The organism is Frankia sp. CcI49 (assembly GCF_001983215.1).
Classification (GTDB): domain Bacteria; phylum Actinomycetota; class Actinomycetes; order Frankiales; family Frankiaceae; genus Parafrankia; species Parafrankia irregularis.
Window position 1 is genome coordinate 54307 of sequence record NZ_MOWP01000038.1, and the last position, 25808, is coordinate 80114.

At 71.4% G+C, this 25808-nt stretch carries 17 protein-coding genes; 4 read left to right on the forward strand and 13 right to left on the reverse strand.

Annotation, left to right across the window (positions count from 1 at the left end; translation table 11 throughout):
- The 7 genes from mltG to CcI49_RS32930 form a co-directional block, all read right to left on the reverse strand.
- Complete coding sequence (mltG, locus tag CcI49_RS32900; RefSeq protein WP_054565524.1) at positions 1-1458, reverse strand: endolytic transglycosylase MltG; 1458 nt, start codon at positions 1456-1458, stop codon at positions 1-3.
- Positions 1455-2084 (reverse strand): Holliday junction resolvase RuvX, encoded by a 630-nt coding sequence (ruvX, locus tag CcI49_RS32905; RefSeq protein ID WP_241840370.1) that lies wholly within the window; start codon positions 2082-2084, stop codon positions 1455-1457. The genes mltG and ruvX overlap by 4 nt, the downstream gene beginning before the upstream one ends.
- Positions 2081-4723, reverse strand: coding sequence for an alanine--tRNA ligase (gene alaS / locus CcI49_RS32910; protein ID WP_076833171.1), 2643 nt, complete (start codon positions 4721-4723; stop codon positions 2081-2083). Before alaS ends, ruvX begins: the two co-directional genes overlap by 4 nt.
- Positions 4724-4817: 94 nt before the next feature.
- On the reverse strand, positions 4818-5159 hold the full coding sequence (locus CcI49_RS32915) for a DUF6167 family protein (protein WP_076833175.1): 342 nt from the start codon (positions 5157-5159) through the stop codon (positions 4818-4820).
- Positions 5159-5656, reverse strand: coding sequence for a DUF948 domain-containing protein (locus tag CcI49_RS32920; RefSeq protein ID WP_076833313.1), 498 nt, complete (start codon positions 5654-5656; stop codon positions 5159-5161). The genes CcI49_RS32915 and CcI49_RS32920 overlap by 1 nt, the downstream gene beginning before the upstream one ends.
- Before the next feature lie 280 nt (positions 5657-5936).
- Entirely contained in the window at positions 5937-7376 is a 1440-nt protein-coding gene (locus CcI49_RS32925; protein ID WP_076833178.1) for a replication-associated recombination protein A, read from the reverse strand.
- 42 nt (positions 7377-7418) lie between these two features.
- Positions 7419-8621 carry an MHYT domain-containing protein gene (locus CcI49_RS32930; protein ID WP_241840371.1) on the reverse strand — a complete coding sequence of 401 codons (1203 nt, stop codon included), beginning with the start codon at positions 8619-8621 and terminating at the stop codon, positions 7419-7421.
- Between the two features lie 1177 nt (positions 8622-9798).
- Between CcI49_RS32930 and CcI49_RS32935 the strand changes: the two genes are divergently transcribed.
- On the forward strand, positions 9799-10647 hold the full coding sequence (locus CcI49_RS32935) for an FCD domain-containing protein (RefSeq protein WP_226931346.1): 849 nt from the start codon (positions 9799-9801) through the stop codon (positions 10645-10647).
- Positions 10648-11371: 724 nt separating this feature from the next.
- On the opposite strand, the gene CcI49_RS32940 is transcribed toward CcI49_RS32935, so the two are convergent.
- Complete coding sequence (locus CcI49_RS32940) at positions 11372-12274, reverse strand: PaaX family transcriptional regulator C-terminal domain-containing protein (RefSeq protein WP_054565530.1); 903 nt, start codon at positions 12272-12274, stop codon at positions 11372-11374.
- 548 nt (positions 12275-12822) lie between these two features.
- Between CcI49_RS32940 and CcI49_RS32945 the strand changes: the two genes are divergently transcribed.
- Positions 12823-13896, forward strand: coding sequence for a LacI family DNA-binding transcriptional regulator (locus tag CcI49_RS32945; RefSeq protein WP_235497775.1), 1074 nt, complete (start codon positions 12823-12825; stop codon positions 13894-13896).
- A gap of 14 nt (positions 13897-13910) precedes the next feature.
- Here the strand turns inward: CcI49_RS32945 and CcI49_RS32950 are convergent, their stop codons facing one another.
- Positions 13911-14543 carry a TetR/AcrR family transcriptional regulator gene (locus CcI49_RS32950; protein ID WP_076833184.1) on the reverse strand — a complete coding sequence of 211 codons (633 nt, stop codon included), beginning with the start codon at positions 14541-14543 and terminating at the stop codon, positions 13911-13913.
- A gap of 455 nt (positions 14544-14998) precedes the next feature.
- Here CcI49_RS32950 and CcI49_RS32955 point away from each other — a divergent pair, with 455 nt between their 5' ends.
- The gene (locus CcI49_RS32955) at positions 14999-17527 is read left to right on the forward strand and encodes an MMPL family transporter (protein WP_076833189.1); all 2529 of its coding nucleotides are present in this window, start codon (positions 14999-15001) and stop codon (positions 17525-17527) included.
- A 21-nt stretch (positions 17528-17548) separates the two neighbouring features.
- Here the strand turns inward: CcI49_RS32955 and CcI49_RS32960 are convergent, their stop codons facing one another.
- Entirely contained in the window at positions 17549-20035 is a 2487-nt protein-coding gene (locus CcI49_RS32960; RefSeq protein ID WP_076833193.1) for a heavy metal translocating P-type ATPase, read from the reverse strand.
- A gap of 42 nt (positions 20036-20077) precedes the next feature.
- Complete coding sequence (locus CcI49_RS32965; RefSeq protein ID WP_076833196.1) at positions 20078-21127, reverse strand: hypothetical protein; 1050 nt, start codon at positions 21125-21127, stop codon at positions 20078-20080.
- A gap of 328 nt (positions 21128-21455) precedes the next feature.
- On the opposite strand from CcI49_RS32965, the gene CcI49_RS32970 reads away from it, so the two are divergent.
- A complete protein-coding gene (locus CcI49_RS32970; protein ID WP_063793026.1) occupies positions 21456-22172 on the forward strand; it encodes a Crp/Fnr family transcriptional regulator in 717 nt (238 codons plus the stop codon).
- A gap of 865 nt (positions 22173-23037) precedes the next feature.
- On the opposite strand, the gene CcI49_RS32975 is transcribed toward CcI49_RS32970, so the two are convergent.
- Positions 23038-24021, reverse strand: a complete 984-nt coding sequence (locus CcI49_RS32975) for a UDP-glucuronic acid decarboxylase family protein (RefSeq protein WP_076833199.1) — start codon at positions 24019-24021, stop codon at positions 23038-23040.
- A 120-nt stretch (positions 24022-24141) separates the two neighbouring features.
- Entirely contained in the window at positions 24142-25377 is a 1236-nt protein-coding gene (locus CcI49_RS32980) for a glycosyltransferase family 4 protein (RefSeq protein WP_054565537.1), read from the reverse strand.
- Between the last annotated feature and the right edge of the window lie 431 nt (positions 25378-25808).

Here is a 25808-nt window from a genome sequence, read left to right on the forward strand (position 1 = left end):
CTACTCCGATCCTCCCTGGCGGCGGTACTCCGCCATCGCCTCGTCGAACTCCGCCTGGGTGGCGGCGAACCTGGTCTCGTGGGTCTGGGGCATCGAGACGAAGTAGAACCAGGGCCCGTCCGCCGGCTTCAGCGCCGACTCCAGTGCCCAGGTGCTGGGGCTGGCGATCGCTCCGGGCGGGAGCCCCTGGACGGCCCGGGTGTTGTACGGGTTGTTGCTGCGCAGCTGCTCCTGGGTGAGCCTGCCCTCGTACTCGTTCAGTGCGTACCGGGTGGTCGAGTCCATGTCGAGCCGCCGGAAGCCGCCGGATTCGTCCGCCAGCCGGTTGTAGATGACCCGGGCGACCTTGGGACCCTCGTCCTTGTTCGCGACCTCCTTCTCGATGATGGAGGCGATGATGACGATGTCGTGCGGCGTCTCACCCAGCGCCCTGGCCTGGGCGACGAGATCGGTCTTCTGCGCGTAGGCGTTGAACCGGGCGACGGCGTCCTTGAGCACGTCGATCGGGTCGGTGCCCGGGGCCACGTCGTACGTGGACGGGAAGAGGTAGCCCTCCAGCGAGTTGCTCGCGTAGTCGGGCAGCCCCAGCGAGCTGGGATCCTTGGCCAGCGCCTCCAGCTCGGCCATCGGCCGGCCGGTCCGCGCGGAGAGCTCCTGGAGGACCTTCCGGACCGTGTCCCCAGGGTTGATGGTGTAGCGGAACAGCGCCGAGGACGCGTCGTCCAGCAGCGCGTCCAGTGCCGAGGCCGCGCTCATCTTCTCGCGCAGCCGGTAGGTGCCCGGCTGGATCGACAGGGCTCGGCTGTCCTGGGTCGCCACGTTCACGAAGGCCTGCCGGCTCGCCACCACATCTGCCTTGACGAGCGTCGCGGCGATTTCGGACGAGGTGGCACCCGCGGGGATCTGGATGACGACGATGCCCTCACCGCCGCCGGCGTAGTCCGCGGCGGGCTCGCCGCCGATCCGGCCGATGACCTTGCCGACACCGATGATCCCCGCTCCGAGAAGCACGGCGACCACGACCAGGACGCCGATGAGCCGCGGCAGCGCGCTGCCCGACCGGCGCTCCCGGGCGCCGTCCGGCCCACCGCGACGGCGGCGGCCGGAGCCGCGACCGTCGCCGGACGGGTCGTCGTCGTAGCCGTTCTCACCGTCGTAGGACCCGTCATCGTCGTAGTCGTCGCCGTCGTAGCCCTCAGCGCCGTCGTAGCCGTCGTAGGGCCCGTCGTCATAGCCGTCGACGTCGTCGTAGGGCCCGTCGCCGCGGACGCCCCGGCCACCGGCGGCGGCTGACGCGGCCTGCGGGCCGGTTCCCGGCGCCGGCCGACGCTGACCGGGCCCGGACGCCGCACCGGCGCGCCGGCGCCCCTCGCGGCGCCGGAGCTCCTCGAAGTCGTCGTACTCGTCGCCAGCGGCGCCGCCGAACAGGCCGTCGAATCCGTCCGCGCCGCGGCTCACACCGAATCCTGCGGCCGCGCGGCACCGTCCGGCGCGGCCCGGCTGGCCGCTTCCCGGGCCCGGCGGATGTCCAGGTGGTGCTGGAGGATCTGCACCGCTGCCTCCTGATCCACAAGCTCACGACGGGCCCGCGATCGCAGTCCGCGCTCAGCCATGCGGCGATGAGCCACGACCGTGGTGAGCCGCTCGTCAACGAGACGGACCGGTACGGGCGCGACACGCGTCGACAGCACCTCGGCGTACTGCCGTGCGCGGCGGACCGCCTCACCCTCCTCACCGGAGAGCTGACGCGGCAGACCGACGACAACCTCGACAGCGTGCCTGTCCCGAACGATGTCGGCAAGCTCGTCGACGTCCTTGTGACGACGACCTGACGCATCCCGACGCAGCGTGGTGACCGGCACGGCCAGCAGACCGTCCGGATCACTCGCCGCGACCCCTACCCGCACGGAACCGACATCGACGCCGATCCGGACGCCTCGGCCGGGTTCCTCGGCGCGGGGCGGCGCCTGGTCTGCCTCCCGCGCCGCGCCGGGGCCAGCCTCAACCCCGGCACCGGCGCCGGCACCAGCGCCGGAGTCGGGCGCGGCAGCGGAGTCAGGCCCGGGCACCGGGGTGTCGCTCACGCGCCCTGGTCGGCGACCAGCTCGCGGATCCGGGCGAAGACCTTCGGGATCATGGAGGCGTCGCCCCGGCCGCCCTGCGCGACATCGGGCTTGCCGCCGCCCTTGCCCCCGAGCGCCGCCCAGGACTGGCGGATCAGGTCGCCGGCGCGCAGCCCGCGCCCACGCGCGGCGTCATCGGTCGCCACCACGATGGCGGCCCCGTCGGCCTCGGTGACCACGACCACCGCCGGGCGCCCGGCCAGCCGGCCCCGGACATCCAGCGCCAGCAGCCGGACGTCGTCCGCGGGTGTGCCGGCCGGCACCTGGGCCGTCACGAGCGCGACCTCACCGACGGCCTCCGCACCGGCGGCGAGCGCCGCGGCACCGGCCAGCACGGCCTGCGCCCGCAGCCGCTCCAGCTCCCGCTCCGCGTCACGCAGCCGGCCCACGATGTCGGCGACCCGGTCGGTGAGCTCGTCCGGGCGGGCCTTCAGCGCGGTCGAAAGCTGCGAGACGAGCACGTGCTCGCGGGCGAGGAACCGGAAGGCGTCGATACCGACCAGCGCCTCCACCCGGCGTGTCCCGGCGGAGATGGACGCCTCGGACAGGAGCTTGATCGCGCCCAGCTGGGCGGAACTGGACACGTGCGTACCACCGCACAGTTCGCGGGCGTAGTCGCCGACGTCCACCACCCGGACCTGGTCGCCGTACTTCTCGCCGAACAGCGCCATCGCCCCCAACCGGCGGGCCTCCGCCTGGGTGGTGACGTACCAGCGAACCTCCAGGTCGCGCAGCGCGACCTCGTTGACCTCGTCCTCGACGTCGGCGAGGACCGAGTCGGGCACCGCGCCGAGCGCGTGGAAGTCGAAGCGCAGCCGGCCCGGCGAGTTCAGCGAGCCCGCCTGGGTCGCCGACTCGCCCAGCGCGCGGCGGAACGCGGTGTGGACGAGGTGCGTGGCGGTGTGCGAGCGGGAAACGGCCCGCCGCCGCTCCACGTCGACCTCGACGGCGACGTCCGCACCGACCCGCAGCTCCCCGCGCAGCACCTTCACCCGGTGCATGACCAGGTCGGGCACCGGCCGCTGGACGTCGAGGACCTCGCACTCACCGCCGTCGAAGCGGATCACACCGAGGTCCGCCTCCTGGCCACCGCCCTCGGCGTAGAAGGGCGTCGTGTCCAGGACGATGCCGACCTCCTCGCCCTCGCCGACCGCGACGCGGCTGCTGCCGTCACCGATGCCGACGATGCCGACGACGCCGGACTCCCGCACCAGCTCGGTGTAGCCGGTGAAGGTGGTGGGCCCGGAGGCGGCCAGAATCGGGCGGAAGGCCGACAGGTCGAGGTTCCCGATACGCCGGGACGCCCGGTCCGCCTTCGCCGCCTGGCGCTGGCGTTCCATCAGCCGGCGGAAGCCGGCCTCGTCGACGGTGAGCCCCGCGTCGGCGGCCATGTCGATGGTCAGGTCGATGGGGAACCCGTAGGTGTCATGCAGCCGGAACGCGGACTCGCCGCTGAGCTGCGCCGACCCGCTGGAGCGGGCCTGGGTCACCGCGGTGTCGAACAGGGTGGTCCCGGTCCGCAGCGTCTCCAGGAAGGCGGTCTCCTCCGCGACCGCGACCGCGGTGATCGCCTCGGCCTGGTCGACCAGCTCCGGGTAGATCGGCCCCATCGCCTGGCGGACCTCGGCGAGCAGTTCCGCCATCACCGGCTCGCGGGCCCCCAGCAGGCGGGCGTCACGAACCGCCCGGCGCAGCATCCGGCGCAGCACGTAGCCGCGGCCCTCGTTGGACGGGGAGACCCCGTCCGAGATGAGCATCGCGGCGGTGCGCGTGTGGTCGGCGACGACCCGCAGGCGGACGTCCGCGGCCGGGTCCGCGCCGTAGCGGGCGCCGGTGAGCCGGCCGGCGGCGTCCAGCACCGGGCGGGAGATGTCGATCTCGTAGAGGTTCTCGACGCCCTGCAGGATCGTCGCCATCCGCTCGAGGCCCATGCCGGTGTCGATGTTGCGGGCCGGCAGGTCCCCGACGATCTCGTAGCCGTACTCGCTGCCCTCACCTCGCGCGTACTGCATGAACACGAGGTTCCAGATCTCCAGGTAGCGGTCCTCGTCCGCCTCCGGCCCGCCGTCGCGCCCGTATTCGGGCCCGCGGTCGAAGTAGATCTCGCTGCACGGGCCGCAGGGGCCCGGCACGCCCATCGACCAGAAGTTGTCCTTCTTGCCCCGGCGCTGGATCCGCTCGGCGGGCAGCAGGGTGCGCCAGATCGACTCGGCCTCGTCGTCGTCGAGGTAGACGGTGGCCCACAGGTCGTCGGGGTTGAAGCCGTACCCCTCGGTGACGAGCTCGAAGGCGAACGGGATCGCCTCGGCCTTGAAGTAGTCACCGAAGGAGAAGTTCCCGCACATCTGGAAGAACGAGGCGTGCCGGGCGGTGCGCCCGACGTTCTCGATGTCCACGGTCCGCACGCACTTCTGCACGCTGGTCGCGCGGCTCCACGGCGGGGTGAGGTCGCCGACGAAATAGGGCTTGAACGGCACCATGCCGGCGTTGACCAGCAGCAGCGTCGGGTCCTGCGCCACCAGGGACGCGCTCGGGACCACGGTGTGACCCCGCTCGGAGAAGTGGTTCAGAAAGCGGCGGCGGATCTCGGCCGTGTCCATCGGTTCACGTCGTCCAGGGTTGTCGGGATGTGTCGGCCGGCCAGGCGGCCGGCGCCGGCTCCGCAGCCGGGATCGGCCGCCGCCGGATGGGAGATCAGGGCCTGCGTGCCCCCGGCACCAGGCGCATCGTCTGCTCCGGATCAAAGCCCACGGGCGCCGGAGCGGCGAGGTGCTGACCGCTTCCGGACGGCTCGCCACCAGCCAGATCGCCCGGCTCCCCGGACGCCTCGAGCTCGTCGAGACCCAACGCGGAGCGGATCTCCTCCTCCCGTTCGGCCATGGCCTGGGCCACGTCGGCGGCGAACTCCCGCATCGACTCTACGAGAGACCCCGCCAGGCTCGTCGGCGTGAGCGCCGACACGGCGCGTGCCACCTGGCGCACCACGAGCACACCGGTGGCCGCGCCCAGCGCGACGTAGAAGACCCGGGTGACCATCAGCGCCCACCGCCTCGGCCGTCAGCGCCGACCGCGGTGGCCTCGGGCGAGCGCCGGGCGGACCGCCGCTGTGCCTTCTCCGCCTTCATCTGAGCGGAGACCCGAGCCGTGACGTCCGCCTTCGTCCGCTTGGCGACCGCCTGTCGCACGCCGTAGCTGAACGCGGCCACCCGTACGACGGGACCGCCCAGCGTCGCGGCGAAGATCGACGTCAGGGACGAGACGTTGGTGGTCACCGTCTGCACGTTCGCCGTGATCGCGTCGATCCGTTCCAGTTCCTTGTTCACGTGCGCGAGCGCGACGTTCACCTCGTCAACGGTCGCACCCGCCTGCCGCACCCGGGCGGTGCCCTCGTCGATGACTACACCGGTCTGCCGCACCCGGGCAGCGGCCTCGTCGAAGATCTTGCCTAGCTTGAACAGGACATAACAGGCGAAGAGCACGAGCACCGCGAACGCCCCCGAGGCGATCAGGCCCGCGACCGCACCACCGGACATGTGCTTCGCCTCCATTGTTTTCTGTAACGCCTTGCCCAGACGACACCCGCCATCTGGATGACGCCTGGCCGTGCCCCGCCGAATCACACCGCTCGCGGGTGACGTCGAGGTGACCGCCCACCCGCCCTCAGGCGCGCCTGCGGCCGGACGGGTCCGACCGGCGTGCCGATGCTGCTCGTCAGTGACCTTACCGACCAGGACGCGCAGACCTCCGGTAACCCCCGGGCCGTCCGTGTCCGTCCCGGACCGGGCGGGGTCCGGGCGGGGGCCACGCCCCGATTCAGCCCGCCGGGTCCGCCGGCGGCTCGGGAGGGCGTCCGCGCAGGACGCCGCGCAGGAACTCGACCCGCTCGGTGGCCCGCCGCTCGAAGCCGTGCCCGGTCGGCCGGTAGTAGTCCGACCCGGCGAGGACGTCCGGTGCGTACTGCTGACGGACCACCCCGTCCGGGTGATCGTGCGGATACCGGTAGCCCGCGCCGTGGCCCAGTCGGGAGGCACCGCGGTAGTGGGCGTCACGCAGATGCGGCGGAACGGGACCGAGCCGACCCGCCCGCACGTCGGCCGTGGCGGCGTCGATCGCGGTGATGACCGTGTTCGACTTCGGCGCGAGCGTCAGGTGGATCACCGCCTGGGCCAGCGCGAGACGGGCCTCCGGCAGCCCGACCAGCTCCAGGGCCTGGGCGGCCGAGACCGCGACACCCAGGGCACCCGGGTCGGCCATACCGACGTCCTCACTGGCCAGGATGATCATGCGGCGGGCCACGAACCGCGGATCCTCACCCGCTTCGAGCATCCTGGCCAGATAGTGCAGTGCCGCGTCGACGTCGCCGCCACGCATCGACTTGATGAACGCACTCACCACGTCGTAGTGCTGATCGCCCTCCCGGTCGTACCGGACCGCCGACCGGTCGACCGCCCGTTCCAACAGCTCCAACCGGAGCGGGACCGCTTCTCCAGCGCTGTCACCACCACCGGTCGTGTCGATGTCGGCGTCGGAGTCGGCGTCGGCGTCGGCGGCACCGCCGGTGTCGGCGTCGCGGGCCGCGGCCAGAGCAGCCTCCGCTCCCGCCTCCAGCGCGGTGAGCGCGCGCCGGCCGTCACCGCCCGACAGCCGCACCAGGTGGTCACGGGCTTCCTCGGTGAGCGTGAGGCGACCGCCGTACCCGCGCGGATCGGCGACGGCACGCTCGACCAGATCCGCGATGTCCGCGTCGGACAACGGTTCGAGCGTGAGCAGCAGCGACCGGGACAGCAGCGGCGCGACGACACTGAAGAACGGATTCTCCGTTGTCGCGGCGACAAGGGTCACCCAGCCCTTCTCCACCGACGGGAGGAGGGCGTCCTGCTGGGTCCGGGTGAAGCGGTGCACCTCGTCGATGAACAGGACGGTCCGCACACCCGACATGAACAGCGTGTCCCGGGCCTCGTCGATCACGGCCCGGACATCCTTGACGCCCGCGGTGACGGCGGACAGCTCCCGGAACCGGCGGCGGGTGGCCCGGGAGACGATGTGCGCCAACGTGGTCTTGCCCGTCCCAGGCGGCCCCCACAGCACGACCGACGTCGTGCCACCGCCCTCGACCAGACGACGCAGCGGGCTGCCCTCCGCGAGCAGGTGGCGCTGCCCGACGACCTCGTCGAGACTGCGCGGACGCAGCCGGGCGGCGAGCGGGCCCGACGCGGCCAGCGTGTCCGTCACGTCGGCGTCGAAGAGGCTCACTCACGTACCGTACGGCCCGCCAGCCCGCCGCTCGTTCGGCGATCAGGAACCGGATGGGTAGGCGCCGGCCGTGCCGGTCCATTCCGTCGACGGCCGCACACCGGCCGGATCGACTCCCTGCGACCAGTCGGGCCGATCCGGCCAGGCCGGCTGCCCCTGTGCGCTCGGCTGTACCGGTGCGCTCGGCTGCCCCTGTGAACTCGGCTGTACCGGTGCACTCGGCTGCACCGCGACCTGCGGCGGACCGGGTCGCTCAGCCCAGGCAGCCGGCTCGACTCGACCAGCCGGCTCGGTTCGGCCATGCTGCCCCGCTCGGCCATGCTGCCCCGCTCGACTGTGCTGCCCCGGTCGACCAGGCTGCCCTGCCGAGCCGGACCACGCCGCCGGACCGGACCGCGATGCGCCGGAATCCGCCCAGGACGACGGTGCCGCGTCGGGTGCCGCCGGGGCGGCGGGCCGACCACGGCGATGCTGGCTCTCCCGGTCCGCCCGCGCCCGCGTGAAGGGGTCGGCATATGTCACCCCGCCGAGCGCCGCGAAGATCACGACCGCGAGCACCGAAAAAGCGATCACGCAGACCAGCAGGGCGAGCGTGATCGGGTCCGCACCCGATACTGGTTCGGGAAGGACTGTCGCCGAAACCCGCGTCGCAGCCATGGCCGTGTAGTGCATTCCGCACACCGCCACGGCCATGATCGCTGAAGCGACCACCACATGCCAGGCGGTCACCACCTGGAACGCGATCCACAGCGCCGCGAGCGCGGCACCGATCGCGATGGCGATGGACAGTGCCACCAGCGTGGGCCGATAGGTGACCTCGCTGCCGACGTGCATGGCCGCCATACCGGTGTAGTGCATGGCGGCAACGCCGAGACCCGCGATCACTCCCCCGGCCACCAGGCGCAGCACGCTGTCCGGACGCCGGGCGACCACGGAAAGGCCCACCGCGGAGAAAACTATCGCGATCAACAGCGACAGGCCGGTGAGCGGCATGTCGTAGCGTGGGTCACGATCCGCGACCTGGTAACCGATCATCCCGATGAAGTGCATGGACCACACCGCGCCGCCGCCGAGCGACACCGCGGCCAGCGCGGTCCAGGTAAGCCGGGCACGGCCGACCGCATAGGGCACACGCATCGAGCAGACCAGCGCGGCGAACGAGCCGATCGCGGCGAGCAGCACCGAGACCGCCACAAAGAGCAGGTCCTGGCTCGCATGTTGATGGGCGACCTGCGCCGTGATCAATTGTTCCCCCCATAGGGCAAGCGAAAAGACGCCCATTCCTAACACAGGTTCTCAGATAGCGGCAATGAGTCATCTGATTATGCCCAAGTGGTGCACTTGACTACTTTCCGTGACACCGGTGATCAAATTAGGGACTTCAGTCCTACCGACGACACCCCAGATGACCCTTGCATGGAGATCATCCGTGGCGCGACCCCGAAAATATAGTCACCCAAGGTAGCCATTAACTACTCTTCGCAATCATCGTGCGGTCTGAACTCCGTCTACCGCCAGGGGACGTCGAATGTTTTTCACACGCACCCGGGCAGGGTATTCATAGCAGCATTGTTCAGCGCCACCCGAGCCGCCACGGGCGACGTTCCGTCGACAACCACCGAATCCGGGCCTGAAATGCGCCGCGACCGGGTGCGACAGGCGGTGGGGGTGCGCCCCCGGTCGCGCGTATTGGCCGCCGCGGAGCGGTCGGGGATTTGCGACATGAAGCGACATGTGGGATGCGCCTGGCCCAGAGGTGCCAGCCGCGTCCGCGTTCGCCGATGGGATGGGACACACGTCCAGAAGGACGTCGCACCGAACCGGCCGACCTGCCACGCCTCCCCAAGCGGGCCACCGGGTGCTGGTAGAAGCCAGCATCGCCAGTGGAAACCGCAGAGGTAGGTGCATTCCCTGCTGCGCGTGCATCGTCCGGTGACGCTTCTGGGCCACCATCGCACCGACCGCAGGACCTGCGCAGATGGCAATGAGTCGCCTGCTGCGCCCACACGGGTAGCTGCAATCGGTTGACTGGAGGCCCTTATCTGGAACACGCTGCCGAGGCCGGGGGGCAAAGGCCAGCGCCGGGAACCGGGAACTCTCCGGGGGCGGCGTGGAACACAGCCGGAAAGGAAACTCATCACACTGTGGGTGTCACCTGGCCCCGACCGCGACAGCGCGTCAGCGGCGAGGATGACAGCCCGCCGTCGGAGCAGTCATGGCCGCGTCGGAATGTCCACGCGGGCTAACGAGTACATCCGGAGGAAGAGCAGTGTCTGACGGTCTATCGCCGATCAGCCGGAATGCTGTGCCCGGCGCCCTCCACGGTCCGGTACGAAGCACTCCACGCGGGGGGGCACCAGTATCCGCGACGGGCATCGGTGGGCACGCCACCGGTGGTCGGCCCACCACGAACCGTCGTCCCATGCCCGGGCATCGCCCCGGCGGCCATCACAATGGCGGGCACCTGGACAACGGCCACCACCTCGATGACGGTGCCGTCAGTCTCGCGGTCGGCGGGCCCGGGGAGTTCACCTCCAGGCTGGGCCAGCGCACGCTCGCGTCCAGGCTGGCCCGCACCATCGAGCTGGAGATCATCCGACGCGGCTGGCCGGTCGGGGAGGGCCTCGGCTCGGAGGCCCAGCTCATGGAGCGCTATCAGGTGGGCCGGTCAGTGCTGCGGGAAGCGGTGCGGCTGCTGGAAAGCCGCTGGGTCGCGCGGCCCCGTCCGGGCCCGGGTGGTGGTCTCGTCGTCACCGCCCCCGACCATGACGGTGTCCGTGACGTCGCCCGGGTCTACCTGGACTTCGCCCGGGCCCGGCCTGAGCACCTCTGCGAGACCTGGTCGGCCCTCGAGGCGGTCGCCGTCCGCAGGCTCTCCGAGCAGATCGACACCGCGGGCCTCACCCGGCTGCGTGGCGCGCTGGAGCCCACCGCACCCGGCGCCAGGGCCGCCAGCCCACGGGCCCGCTCCCGATCGGTCGGCGCACGTTCCGGTCCGGTCACCGCGGGAACGCCCGGCGAGGCGTCCGTACTGCTGCACCTGGAAATCGCCCGGCTCGCCGGCAATCCGGCAGCGGAGTTGTTCATCCGGGTGCTTGCTGACCTCGCACACCCGCATGACGAGACCGAGCGGCTCGGGCAGTGGTGGCAGCACCCGCTTCACGCCGAGATCGTCGACGCGATCACCCGCGGGGAGGGCGCTCTCGCCGAGCACCTCGCCCGTTCGTGCATCCGGCGACATGTCGAAGAGGCAACAGCCCACAGGCACTGACATCGATGTCAGGTTCCGATGGCCACGCCATCGGCCCGCTCCCGGACAGGCGTTTTTGCGGACGCCGAATGCAGTTGTCTTCCGATGGCATCGAAGCGTGCCACCCGTCGTGGCCGGCAATGCGGACCACGACGGGTGGCACAGCCGGCCATGGTGCGCGAACGAAGCCCCCGAGCCGCGACGAGTAGTTCGCGGCACGGAGGCTGGTTCGGTGCCACGTGTGACGTGACGCGCCACCGATGTCGCAATCACCGGTGACATCGGTTGCCGGGCGGCGCGCCGGCCGCGGTGAAGCGGCCGTCGCGGCGGACAACCGGTCGTCGGACGACTGTTTTTTCCGACCGGCAGTGTCACCCGGCCGCGGTACCGGCTGCCGGGTATCCACGGTGCATTCACGAGCGGTGCGCCTTTTCCATCTCACGGGCCCGTGGTCCAGGGTTGCCATCGCGAGGCGGGGTGGGGCGGCGCGGCTACGAGTCCGAGGAGCCGAGAATTCTGGCTGTTCCAGCCACCAGAATCCCCAGGCCCTGCCCGACAGCAAACCGCGGGTCGAGGCGAGGCGGGACCATGTGTCCGAGGAGCCGAGAATTCTGGCTGTTCCAGCCACCAGAATCCCCAGATCTTGCCCGGCAGCAAACCGCGGGTCGAGGCGGGGCGGAACGACGAAAGGCCTCAGCTCTTCGAGTCACGACCGTGGTGTGATCAGTGCGTATGCACCAGGCGGTCAGCCGACGGCCCGGTGCACGCGCACCAGATCAGCGAGGTCCGGCGAGACGACGGCGAGCAGCTCGCGGACGCGGCCCGCGGCCGGGGCCGCCAGGCCGTCGTAGACCTCGGCGAAGACAGTCCGAGCCTCGCGCCGCGGCCAGCCACCGGGAAGGAGCTCGATCGGCAGGTCCGGATCGAGGGTGGGGAAACGAGCCCAGGACTCCATCACCGCGGTACGTGCGGCCAACGCCTCGGCACCGTGGACGCCCCCGCTGCGGACTCGTTCCAGCAGCGGCTCGTAGGCGCTGATGAAATCCTCGTAGGCGCGGGCCAGCTCGCTGAGGTCCCAGGCGGCCATGGGCGGGCGCGGGTCCGTACGGCGGGCCTCCGACGTCGTGATCAGAACGGTCGAGGCCGTGACGCCCAGCTCCGCGAACACCCGGCGCGCCGCCTCGCCGACAAGGCGCGGTGTCACCCACATGCCGTCATAGAGCGGGGCGAAGCCGAGCCAGCGCAGCCTCGCTCGCACCGCGTGCCGGACGTCCCGCTGCCCCTCGGGGATCGAGAAGGACGCCACCGTCCAACGCCCATCCCACGGATCGTGGCGAAGGCCGAACGTGAGGATCCGGTTCATCGACACGCGGATGGCCGCGCAGGCGTCCGGAGCCAGACCGTAGTAGGTGTTCCGCCCGATCCTGGAGGACTCGAGGAGACCACGCCGGGACAGCCGACTCAGCGCGGCTCTCGCCCCGACCGTGCTGACCTCGAAATCCGCGAGCAGGCTGACGAGCACGACGGACGGGATGTGCTCGAGACGGTCGACCCAGTAGTCCCCGAGCAGGGTTGTCAGCAGATGCTGTGGCTGCGCTCCGGCCTGCACACGGGGCAGATCGACGAGCTCGGCCGGTGGTACGTGCACCAGACTCTCGCTCGCCAGCTGAAGATGGGGCCCTCGGACAGCGGAGAGCCGGCCACGACCCGGATCGCGGTCGCGACCAGCAAGCCGCGTAGGCGCTGTCACGTCATCAAATTTTACGAGCCCTCCGGGGCGTTCCGTGCCCTTGGTCCGGATCTCCTGTGGTCTCGGTGCCATCGGTCACCGAGAGCGCAGCGCATCGGTGCGTTCCGCGACCGTGTACGGGCTCTGAAGCCGCCTGGTCACCGCCACCGGTGGTGGCCTGATTCGTAGCCTTGTTTGCGGCCCGGTCGTGGCCCGGGTCGTGGTTGGGACGGACCACGACCCGGGCCGGGAACCCGCCGGAGGGTGGGGGGATACCTCCGCCGGGTGGGCCGGGTATGCCGCTCGGACCGACTCCCCGAGGACATCACCGCCGCCCTAAGCGAGCCTTAAGAGCAAGTCAAAAGAGCCTTGGGCCGGCCGGAGCGTCACGCACTGTTGACCTTGCCGATGAGCAGCGTGACCGACGCGACCCTCCGCGTGGGCGACATCGACCTTTAATGGAGTCGATGTCTACCGACCGCTACATCGAGCGCGTTACGTCCCGGGAGGCGACGGTGAAGCGGCCCGCCACGATCCGGGAGGTCGCGGCGCTGGCCGGCGTCAGCGTCAGCACGGTCAGCAACGCCCTGGCGGGCCGCCGGTCGGTGAGCGGCGAATCCAGCGCACGGATCCGGGCGGCCGCACATCGGCTCGGCTATCGGCCGGGCGCAGCAGCCACCGGCGCGGCCCGGACCCAGACCCGACAGGCGATCGGGCTCATCGTCCCCGACGCCCGGAACCCCTTCTTCGCACAGGTCGCGCACGGGGTCGAGACGGTCGCCCAGTCGTTCGGCTGGGCCGTGTTCCTCGCCAGCACCGATCTCGACTCCGCGCGGGAGGCCGACTACCTCGACCGCCTGGCGGGTGCCGCCGACGGTGTCCTGGTCTGTTCGACATCCGGCCAGGCCGATCAGGTCCAGCACCTGGTGGACAGCGGTGTCGCGGTGGTGGTGTGCGACGAGCGCCTGGCCGTGCGGGGCGCTGGCGGGGTCTTCTCCGACGACGAGGAGGCCGGCCGGACAGCGGCCAGGCACATCCTCGACCGCGGAGCGCGCCGCATCGCGATGATCCGCGGCCCGGAGCACCTCGAGACCGCCCGCGCACGCCGGTCCGGCTTCCGGGCCGAGCTGGAGGTCGCGGGGCGTTCCCTGCCCCCCTGGAGGTCCCTCGCGAGCGACTACACGATCGATGGAGGACGCTGGGCCGCCGACCAGATCCTCGCCTCGGATCCGCGGGTCGACGCGATCTTCTGCGCCAACGACCTCCAGGCCGTCGGCGCCGCGCGGGCGATGCGCCACGCGGGCCGCGGGGTACCCGAGGACGTGCTGGTGATCGGCATCGACGGGATCGCCTGGGCCGAGCTCACCGAGCCGTCCATCACCTCGGTGAGCCGCCACCCGCACCAGCTGGGAGCCGAGGCCGCGCGGTTGCTGATCGAGATGGTCGGCGAGGACGCCCACGCCCGCGAACTCATGCTGCCCGTCTCACTCGTCCAACGGGACAGCACGCGCCGAGTCGGCGGGAACGGTCGAACGGGCTAGTCGGCCCAGTCGGCCTAGACGGGCTGTGCGGGCTGTGCGGGCTGTGCGGGCGAGGGTGCGGCGCCCGTGGGCCGGCGCCGAGGCCGGAGGAGGCGGTGGGAGCAGTCCACCAGATGGCGATGGAACTGTTCGTCGTCCAGCGCGGTGACTCGTGGGTCGAGCCCCGCGCCGCGTAAGCCGGCCAGCAGCATCCCCGCCGCCATCAACGCGCCGACGTCCGGACGCGGGCCGGTCAGTAATGTCATGAGGCGCTCCGCCAGTGCGGGATAATCGGAGCGGTCACGCAGAATTGCCGCGCAGGTCGGATCACCCTGCATCAGGCCGTACAACGGCCGATTTTCGATGACCAGATCGGCGAGGCCACCGATCACCGCCTCGACCTGTGCGGATCGTGACCGCTTGCTCTCCGCGACGGCGGCCACCTCCGCCAGCTGATCGAGCGCCGGCCGGACCACCGCGAGCACGATCTCGTCCTTGCTTCTGAAATGGTGGTAGACGGCGGCTTTGGTAACGCCCATCGCGTCCGCGATCATCTGGAGCGAGGTTCCGCTGACGCCTCTGTCGGCAAACAGATCCAACGCCGTGGCGCGCAGCTTCTCCCGACCGGCGCTCACTCCGTCCCTGTGATCGACCAGCTCGACCGCCATGATCTTCCTCTCCCCACCGATCAGGAAATGTGCCCGGCCCGGCCCACTCCCGCCGGCACCGCGACCGATCCCGCAGTTCACGGACCTGTCCAGGCGAGATCGGCGGGGCCCATTGTGGCGTACCACCTGCCTTTCCGGGGCCACACCCGCAGATAGAGCCCATTGCCGGACCAGGCACCGCGTGGGACGGCCGGCCGTGATCCGGGCCGATCGATCGACAATGYGCGGCGCCCACCGGCCAGCCCGATCGACCTGACCGACCGGTCGGCTGGTTCAACGCGCTTCAGGTCGGTTCCGGCCCGTTCTGGCGAGCGCCTGAACCGATTACGGGGACACCCGAAGCCACCATCAGGCACCGCCAGAGGGTCATCAGCGGGTGCCTATCCGAGGGTCCGGCCGGCCGACCGCGTGAAATCCGCGACGAACGCGGGCGATCCGCCGCGAGGAGATGAATTGTGGGCACCGTTCTCTACCGCCTCGGCCGGTCCTGCCACCGGCATGGACGGACCGTTCTGGGGCTGTGGCTCGCTCTGCTCGCGCTGGCCGGCGCTGGCACCGCGGTGTCCGGCGGCTCGCTCGACCAGTCATTTCCACTGCGAACGGAGCAGGCGACACAGGCCGCGCTGACCGGGGCGGCGGCGCTGCCCGGAACAGACTCCCGGCGCGGGGCGGACCTGCTGCTGCAACGCCGGGCCCCGACCCGGGCCGACGCCGCGACCGCCCGGATCGTCTTCAGCCTGGACGAGCGAGCCGAGGCAGACGCGGCCGCCGGGGCAGACGCAGCAGCGAAGGCAGGCGCAGCCGCGGCGCTGACCGACTCCCCCTATCGAGCGGTGATCAGCAGGGTCGTCGCCGCGCTGGGCCGGGCTCCGCTGGTGGCACACGTCGGCGACCCGTTCGCCGCCACCAGCGCCGAGGCCGCGCAGGCCGGCCTCTCCGGTGATGGCCGGACCGCCTACGCCCTCGTCATCTACCGCGTCACCAGCCCCGAACTGACGGCGCAGGCACGCGACGCGCTGCTGACCGCGGCCGAGCCCGCACGGGCGGCCGGCATCACGGTCGATGTCGCGGGCACCGCGGTGGCAGGGCACCATCCGCTGCTGGACACCCGGCCCTCCGGGCTGATCGGAGCGGCGGTCGTGCTCCTGCTCCTCACCGGCGTTCTCCTCGCGTTCACCCGGACCGGCGCGGCGCTGGCCACCGGGCTCCCGCTGGCCGCGGGCCTGCTCGGCCTCGTCGTCAGCCTGGGCGGGATCGGGCTGGCAGTCGGCCTGGCCGGCCTCGGCCCGACGGCCGCCATGCCGGCGTTGGCAGTCGGTCTGGCCACCTCGGTCGGCTGCTCGTCGTACGTCCTGGCCAGGCTGAGACAGGAACTCGCCGCCGGGCACTCGGGCGCCGAGGCGGCGGGACGGACCCTGCGGACCGCCGGGTCGGACGTGATCCTCGTGGGCCTGTTCGCGATGCTCACCTCGAGCACACTCGTCCTGCCCCGGGTACCGGTCCTGACCGCCCTGGCACTGTCGACGGCCGGCGCGGTGGCCCTCTCCGTCTGCGTCGCGCTCACCCTCCCGACGGCCCTGCACGGAGCCGGCAGGGCCGGCCGCGCCGGGAGAGTCGGCCACGCCGGGAACGCCCAGGTGGCCCACGACACCCACCGCGATCACGGCGTGAGCGGGGAACACGGCGGGGGCAGCGCTCGGGTGATGGTCCGCCGGCCGCTGCCAGCGCTGCTGGGAAGCCTGGTCGTGCTCGCCGTCCTCGCGCTCGCGGTGCCCGGGCTGCGGCCGGGCCCGGCCGATGACGGTTCCGCCGGGCCGACGAGCACGCAGCGTCGCGCCCACGACCGGATCAGCACGGCCTTCGGGCCCGGGTTCAACGGCCCGCTGCTCATGGTGATCGAGGCGACGGGCGGGGCCGACCCCGTCGCGGCGGCCGGCCGGATCCGCCCGACGATCGCCGCGCTGACGGCGGTCGCCCTGGTCGACGAGCCACAGAAGCTGCCCGGAACCGACCTCGCGACGATGACCGTGATCCCGTTGACCGGCCCGGACGACCCGGCCACCGCGGACCTGCTGCGCGCCGTCCGCGAACACGCGGCGGCCCTCGCCGTCACGACCGGGGCGACGATCACCGTCACCGGCCCGACCGCGATCGGCCTCGACGTCTCCCAGCGGCTCACCGCCGCGGTGCCGCTGTGCCTCGCCCTGCTCGGTGGGCTGACGGTCGCCCTGCTGATGCTGGCGCTGCGCGGTGTCGCGGTGGCGCTGCTGGTGGCGGCGGGTTCGCTGGCGACCGCGGCCGCGGCCCACGGTGCCGCGACCGCGGTGCTCCGGTGGGGCCCGCTCGCCGAGGCACTCGGGCTCAGGCCGGCCGGATCCGTCACCGCGGTCCTGCCGCTCCTCGTGGCCGGGCCGCTGAGCGGCCTCGCGACCGGCCACCTGCTGCTCGGGCTGTACCGCCTCCGGGCCGAGCACCCACGGTCGGGACACCCACAATCACGGCATCCACGGTCGAGACGTCCCCACGACGCCGTCGCCGCCCGGTACCGGGAGGAAGGCCGGGCCGCCCTGGCCGTCGCCGCGGTCGCCGTCGTCGTCTTCGCCGGGCTCGCCCGGTCGACCGATCCGATCATCCGGACGACCGGTCTCGTCCTGGCCTTCGGGCTCCTGGTGAACGCGCTGGTGGTGCGCCTGGTGACCGTTCCGGCTGCGCTTGCCCTGCTCGAGCGCGGCGCCTGGTGGCATCCGCGCCTGCGCGGCCTGCGCGGCCTGCCGGGTTCTCCGGATTCCTCGGATTCTCCGCGAGCGGCGCCGGCGGCACCGGCGGCGCCAGCCGGGGAGACCGAAGGGCACCACGCCTTCGATGAAGCTTCGGACATCCCGGAGGCGGACATCCCGGAGGCAGCCGGCCACCCGGGCGGCATCGGCCAGACCGGCCAGGGCGACCGCACCGGCCAGGCCGCCCAGGAGCTCGTCCGCTCCTGAGCGCCCGGTCAGATCTCCCGGTCAGATCTCCCGGTCGACGGTGAACCGCCGCAGGCGCAGGCTGTTGCCGACGACGAACAGCGAGCTCGCCGCCATCGCCGCGCCAGCCAGCATCGGGTTCAGCAGGCCCGCCGCCGCCAGCGGAAGTGCTGCGACGTTGTAGGCGAAGGCCCAGAACAGGTTGCCCTGGATGGTGGCGAGCGTCCGCCGCGCGAGCCGGATCGCGTCGGCGGCGGCCAGCAGGTCCCCGCTGACCAGCGTCAGGTCGCTCGCCTCGATGGCGACATCGGTGCCGGTGCCCATCGCGAGCCCCAGATCGGCCTGCGCGAGCGCGGCGGCGTCGTTGACGCCATCCCCCACCATGGCGACGACCCGCCTGCTCTCCTGCAGGCGCCGCACGACCTCGATCTTGTCCTCGGGCAGGACCTCGGCGATCACGTCATCGGGCGCGATCCCGACCTGGGCCGCGACGGTCGCGGCCACCGTGGCGTTGTCGCCTGTCAGCAGGATCGGACGCAGCCCCAGGCCACGCAGCTCACGGACGGCAGCGGCGGACGTCGGTCGAACCGCGTCGGCGACCGTGAGCACGCCGCGGGCCCGCCCGTCCCAGGACACCGCGACAGCGGTACGCCCCTCGGCCTCGGCGTCCCGGGCGACCTGGAGCAGCTCGGCCGGCAACGGCTGTGAGCACCCGTTGAGCAGCCTGGGCCGGCCGACCAGCACGGCATGCCCGTCCACCATGCCCCGGACCCCGAGGCCCGCCCGGTTGGCGAACTGGTCGACGGCGGGCAGCTCCTCGTCACGCCGGGCGGCCGCACCCGCCGCGGCCCTGGCGATCGCACGTGCCACCGGATGCTCGGAGGCCCGTTCCAGCGCACCGGCGAGCCGGAGCACCTCGTCGCGGTCCTCCCCCGGGACGGTCACGACGTCCTGCAGGGTCATCTCGCCGGTGGTGACCGTGCCCGTCTTGTCCAGGACGATCGTGTCGGCCCGCAGAGTCGACTCCAGCACCTCCGGCCCGCGGATGAGGATGCCGAGCTGCGCGCCGCGTCCCGTTCCGACCATGAGGGCGGTCGGCGTCGCGAGCCCCAGCGCGCAGGGGCAGGCGATGACGAGCACCGCCACGGCGGCGGTGAAGGCGTAGGTGAGCCCGCTGTCCCGGCCGGCCCAGTAGCCGAAGGTCGCGACGGCCAGGGCGACCACGACGGGGACGAACACACCCGCGACCCGGTCGGCGAGGCGCTGGACCGGTGCCTTGCCGTTCTGCGCCTGCTCCACGAGCCGACCGATCCGCGCGAGCTGGGTGTCGGCTCCGACCCTGGTGGCCCGTACGACGATCCGGCCGCCGGCGTTCACCGTGGCGCCGGTCACGGCGTCCCCGGGGCCGACCTCCACCGGTACCGACTCCCCGGTGAGCATCGAGGCGTCCACCGCGGACGTGCCTTCGACCACATTCCCGTCGGTCGCGATCTTCTCGCCGGGACGGACAACGAACAGATCACCCGCCCGGAGCTGGTCGATACCCACCCGTGACTCCCGGCCGTCGCGGAGAACGGCGACGTCACGGGCCCCGAGCGTCAGCAGGGCGCGCAGGGCCGAACCGGCTGCCCGCTTCGCCCTGGCCTCCAGGTACCGGCCGGTGAGGATGAAGGCGGTGACGCCGGACGCCACCTCCAGGTAGATGTTGCCCCCACCGCCCCCGTGGGTCACGGTGACACTGAATCCGTGGGTCATTCCGGGCTCGCCCGCGTCTCCGACGAACAACGCGTACAACGACCATCCGAACGCGGCCAGTGTGCCCATCGACACGAGCGTGTCCATCGTCGTCGTGCCGTGGCGCAGGTTGGTCCAGGCGGCCCGGTGGAAGGGCCAGGCGCCCCACAGCACGACGGGTGCGGCCAGCGTCAGCGACAGCCACTGCCAGTAGTCGAACTGCAGGGCCGGGATCATGGCGAGCGCCACCACCGGCACGGTCAGCGCGCCGACGACGATCAGCCGCTCGCGCAGCGCACGCACCCGGGCCTCGGCGGCACTGTCCCGCAGCTGGACGGCGCTCGGAGCCGGCGGGGCACCGTTCCCACCGACAGCAGGAGCACCACCGGTGTCCGCCGCGCCGCCCGCCGCCGCCGTGCCACCCGCGTCCGGCACGGCGCCGGCGTCCGCCGCGCCTTCGGCCGGACCCGGTTCGGCGGCTACGAGCTCAGGCGGGACCGATCCGGGCGTGGATCCGGCGTCAGCCTGCGGTGGCACCGGGTGTGGGGGTGGGGGCTGGACGGGCACCGGCGGCAACGCGGCCGCGTACCCGGCCGCCTCGACCTGGGCGACCAGGCGCTCGGCGGGCAACGCGGCCGGGAAGCTGACCTTCGCGATCTCCGTCGCGTAGTTGACCGTCGCCGTGACGCCCTCGATCTTGTTCAGCCTCCGCTCGACACGGGCCGCGCAGGACGCACAGGTCATCCCGCCGATGACCAGGTCGACCTCACGTCGTTCGGTGGCCAGCGGGCTCATCGGATCTCCCAAAGGGACATGGAGTGGGGGGCAGGGTCAGGGTCAGTGCACGTGCGCTGGGGTGGCGGTTCCCGCGGGCCGGGTCGGGCTGGTGGTCCGGGTCGGGCTGGTGGTCCGGCCCGCCGCGACGTCCATCGTGATCTCGGCGGTACGTACCTGCCCGCCATGCTTGAAGTCGAGGTAGAGCCGGTAGGAGCCGGCCGACGGAAACCGCGTCGCGAAGGACAGCTCCGGGCTTTCGTCCGCCGCGACCGACGCACCGTCGGTGTGGACATGGCCGTCGCCGTCGTTGTCGCCGCCCCCGTCGCCCGGATGGACGTGYAGGTAGGCGAGATCGCCCTGGCGGATCACCACCAGATGACCGAGCGCGCCGAGGTACTGCTCGAGATCGGTGACCGGCCGCCCGTTGTGCGCGACCGTGAAGGTGAGGGTGCTCGATTCACCCGGCTCCGCCCGCCCCTGCATCGTCACGCTGTAACCGCCCGTCAGCGTCACATTACGTGTCGGCTCGGGAAGTACGGCGGGACGAAGGTCGCCGGCCACAGTGAGGTCGGTACCCAGTGTGATCCCGTTCGTCGCTTCGGCGTGACTCCCGGTTCCCGTCGACGCCGGGACGAAGTCCACGAACACCCGGTAGACGCCCGCCGCGGCCAGCCGGAGCGGGACGCTCCACGTTCCGGCGGCGTCACGGGTCGGGTGCAGGTGCTGGTAGCCGGTGAGATCCCGCCGGACGACGATCAGGTGGAGGTCGGCGTCGTGGGCGCGGGTGAAGGCCGTCACGGGTCGGCCGTCGGCACCGAGGATGCGGAAGGTGTAGGCGCTCGAGCGCCCGGCGGGCCAGGTGAGCTCAGCGGGATCGAGCGTGTAGCCGCCGGCGGAGATGGCCAGGCCACCCACGGCGGCCGCACCGTCGCCGGTGCCGCCTGTACCTGCCGCGCCGCCCCCCGCTCCGGCGGAGATCCCCTGCCCGGCGCCGCCGGCTGGCCCCGCCGAGTCCTGCGACGGTCCGATCGTCGTCCCGACCACATAGGAGACACCGAAGAGCACAGCCAACGCGAGGCCGAACCCGCCGATCCGGGTCATAGCGTTCATCGTGCGTCCCTTCGCGCGGGCTATCGAACTACTCGTCCGTACGGTACATACCCCCAGGGGGTATAGGTCAACGATACGGGCGGATCGGTGGCGGCACTCTCACACCTTCGGACAGCGCCTCACGCGCTCTGGCCGCCATGCCCGCCGGGCGGTCCGGGCGGGCCGGGCTGCGCCGGAAGTGGCCTCGCGGCAGGATCCGGACGGCAGGGAAAGGACAACGCACTGTCCCGCTCGGTACTAACACAGGACGCCCGGGGCCCCGGCGAACGACAATAGGAACCTCCGACGTTCCGGGCACGGAGGCCCGGGGTGAAAGGAGGGCATTCCTTTGCCTGAGGATTCTCGACCCTTTCCGCCGGGCACCCTGCCCGCCCGGCTGAACCCGGCGCTGCGCCAGCAGCTTCTCGCCCTCGGGGGGATACGCCACTACCCACACGGTGAGATGCTGATGCGGGAGGCCGAGCCATACGGCGAGGTCATCCTGCTTCTGGACGGCTTCGTGAAGATCACCGCCAACGGCGAGGAGAACAGGCTCGCCTTCCTGGTCATCAGGTCACGGGGTGACATCCTGGGCGAGATCAGCGCGATGGAGCAGGACACTCACACCGGAACCGCCACGGCAGCCGGCCCCGTGGTGGGCCGGGCGATGAGCGCCGCGGCCTTTCGATCGTTCCTCGAACAGAATCCGCCCGCCGCTTTCGCGGTCGCCGAGCTGGTCGCGAACAAGCTGCGCAACTCGATCCGGCGCAGGGTGGAGCATGTCGACGGCTCCGTTCGTGGCCGACTCGCCCGGGTCCTCATCGAGCTGGCCACGCTTTGGGGCCGGCCAGCCGCCCGCGGGGTGCAGCTCGCCGTCGGTCTGAGCCAGCCCGAGCTCGCGGCACTGGTCGCCGCCGACGAGCGATCGGTCAACCGCGCTCTCGCCGAGCTACGGAACATGCAGGTCGTGGACGTCGGCTACCGACGGGTCATCGTCCTGGACCTCGAGGGCCTCGAACGAGTGGCTTTCGGAAACAACAATCGACCGGGCGGGTCCAGCAGCTGAAGACGTAGAAAACATCTGGCAAAGAGAACCACGGAAAACCCACCACCTGGAGTACCCAGGGCGTTCACATGATCGCTTTTTGCCCGGAGGTCGTCGGATTGGCCTGGATGGCCGGCCGGCCGGTCCGCGTGACGGGGGATGTCGCGCGGGCCCTGGAGATTACGCGCGGGCGGTTGCGGCCCTGTGGGCGAGGGCCCGCGGCGCGGCGGTGGGGGCCCGCGGCGCGGAGCTTGTCGCACGGCGGCATGGTGACCCGCGGGTCCGCATGGTCCGGGGCAGACTGCTTCCACGCTGGGGCCGGCGGCCGGGTCCGACGTTCGCCCGACCGGCCGACCACGATTCTCTCCATCGCCGCGCGTGGCCGAAGCGGCCGGTCTCACTCCTGCGGAACGGCACCGAGCAAGATCATTTAATCGTTCATGCGGGTGAGGCTCCCGCGGCTCGCGCTCCACGAACGCGGCTGGGCCTGAGCGCGGCGGCCCGGGTGGGCGAGTCCGCAAGAGTGAAGGATTTTGGTCGTTCCGACAACCAAGATCCTTCACTCTTGCGGATTACCAAGCGGCCCCGCATCCCTTTTGCGCCACTTGTGGCGATTCCTGGTGCTGCGTGGCGGTGCGGGATACCCGGTGGGTGGCCGGGTGACGGGTCCGGCCAGGCAGCCGGCCGGCGCTGACGACACCGGTCGACTGCCTACCCGTTCAGCCGCCCCTGGGCCAGGCGGCCCCAGCACTCGGACCGGGTGGCCACGGTTACTGGTCGGCAACCGTCACTGGTTGGCAACCACCACCAGCCGGCCCGGCCCCGGCGAACCCGACCCCGGCGAGCCTGGCGACCCCGGCGAGCCCGCCGTTCGAAAGGCCTCGGCTCAGGCCACAGGCGCCACAGCGGCACCGGCAGCGGCCCCCGGAACGGGGCCGGCGCCGAGCTCACTCGCGAACCATTCGATGGTCCGCAGCAGCCCGTCACGCACGTCGATCACCGGCTCCCAGTCGAGCTGGCGTCGCGCGAGGGTGATGTCCGGCCGACGCACCATGGGGTCGTCTCCCGGCCGGGGAATGAACTCGATGGGCACGTCGGCGCCGATGAGCTCGACCACGAGCCGAGCGGTGTCGATGATGGACATCTCGTGCGGGTTACCGAGGTTCACGGGGCCGGACAGGCCGCTGCGCAGCATCCGCACGATGCCTTCGACGAGGTCGTCGACGTAACAGACCGAACGAGTCTGCAGACCGTCCCCGGCCACCGTGACGGGCTCGCCGCGCAGGGCCTGCGAGACGAACGCGGGAATGGCCCGGCCGTCATCGGTCCGCATCCGCGGGCCGTAGGTGTTGAAAATACGGATGATCGCCGTGTCGATCCCGTRCCGGTTGCGGTACGCGGTGGTCAGGGCCTCGGCGAAACGCTTCGCCTCGTCGTACATGCTGCGCGGCCCGATCGGGTTGACGTGCCCCCAGTAGGACTCCTCCTGCGGGTGCACCAACGGGTCGCCGTAGACCTCCGAGGTGGAGGCGAGCAGGAAACGCGCGCCCTTGCTGCGAGCGAGGTCCAGGGCGTGGAGGGTGCCGTGCGAACCCGCCTTCAGCGTCTCGATGGGATATCTCGCGTAGTCGAGCGGCGACGCCGGCGACGCGAACTCCAGGATTGCGTCGACCGTACCCGGCACGGTCATCTGCTCAGAGACATCCTGCTCAAGCAGCTCGAAGCCGGGCCGGCCGAGCAGGTGCTCGATGTTGTTCTTCCTGCCGGTCAGGTAGTTGTCGACGCAGACGACTTCCTCACCGTCGTCAAGCAGCCGATCACACAGATGACTTCCGAGAAAGCCCGCGCCTCCCGCGACGACGACACGCATAGCCGAAAACCCCCAGTACTGTCTACTCAAACAAATTCCGACGGACTGCCTGGCGCCTACTGCCAGTCACCAGTCAGCCACAGCAGCGGGGCGTCCGGTGGGCCCGAACCACGAGACGATCTAGCCGCGGCCCCGGGCTGGACCGTGAACCTGGTGACGTGCGATCGCCTTGAGGTATACCTCCTCGCGGCGTGCCGCGATGACGTCGGGGTTGAGTTCGGCGGTGCCCGCCCGGCCGCGCAGACCGACCGTGGCCGCGTGAGCTGCGTCTGTCAGGAACGGCTCCAACGCATCGGCCATCGCGTCCGGATTCTCCGGCGGCACGACGGCGCCGCCGTTCCAGCGCGCAACCCAGGCCGAGACGCCGGTCGTCGCGGTGGCGACCACCGGGCGCGCGGAGGCCATTCCCTCCAGCCCCGCGATGGAGAAGCTCTCGAACCGGCTCGGCACCACGACCACACGCGCCTCCCCGTAGAGGCCGGGGAGATCGGTGCGCGCCACGTGGCCGTCGAAGCGGACCGGAACGCCCAGCTCGGCCGCCCTGCGCTCCAGCCAGGTCCCGGTCTCGACACCGTCGACCCGGCCGGACGACTTCCCGACGAAGATGACCTTGGCGTCGATTCCCCGCTTCTGCAGGCGGGACGTCGCGTCGAGCAGCACGTCGAGGCCCTTGCGCCATTCCAGGCGGCCCACGACCACGAGGTTGGGCCCGGTGTGCTCCGCCGTCGGAACCTCGGCGAACGACGCGTTCTCGAACGGGTACGGGATCACGTCGACGTCGGTGTCCGGCCGCAGCCAGTCGAGGTCGCGCAGCGTGTCGACGAGAAGCTGCGACGGCGAGGTCCGCGCGTCGGCGCGCAGCGCCGAGAACCGGTCGACCTTGTCCGCGATCTCACCCTTGCGGGTCAGCTCCGGATCACGCATCCGGACGTCCATCATCGTGGGCGTGTGGAGGTGGATCACCAGCGGAGTACGCCGGCCGAGCGCGGTGAACAGGCCGCGCGTCTCGCCGTCCTGGGTCTCGATGACGTCGGGCCTGATACCGCTCTGGCGCAGCCAGAACCCGTATGACACCGCCAGTGAGGCCCGCAGCGACAACGAATCCCGCGGGTGGTCCCGACCGGTGATCAGTTTTGCGGCGGGCCCTAGGTAGCGCGTTACCGGCGCCCGCAGCAACGGACGGCGGTGAACGTGCACGCCGTCGAAGACATCATCACGAACAGCGCGCCCCTGCGTGCACAGCACATGAACCTCGTGCCCCCGCCGCGCCAACGCGTGCGCGATGTCGTGCGTGTACACGCCAGCACCATCCCAGATGACTGGTGGGTACTGTTCGCACAAAAAAGCAATCCGCATGCACAACTCCAGGCGACCGTCAGGCCATGTATCTCCGGGAGGCACATGGTAGTACCGATGCCTGGGCTACCGATCGGCACCCACCACCAATCCCACGTCAATACCCTGACGTTAGGGACGGGTACATCTACTCGCCTGTAGAAGGTCCGGAGGACTTCCCTGGAAATTCTCCGCTCCGTATTCGAAACAAGCCTGGACGCACCCATTGCAGCGCCGGGGGAACAAGCCGCCACAAGGAAGAACGACGCAGCGCGGCGCCGTGTTCGGCGGCCCCACCGGACCGCCGGGAGCGCCRCATCCGACCGGGGGCCGAACCATTCCCCCAGCCACCGAAGGGCCGTCACAGGGACCACCGGAAAACACTATCCGCTACCTGTCACACACCCTCGGCTCCCACCGGGCCGCGCCGCGGCGGCCGGGGCACCTGGGCG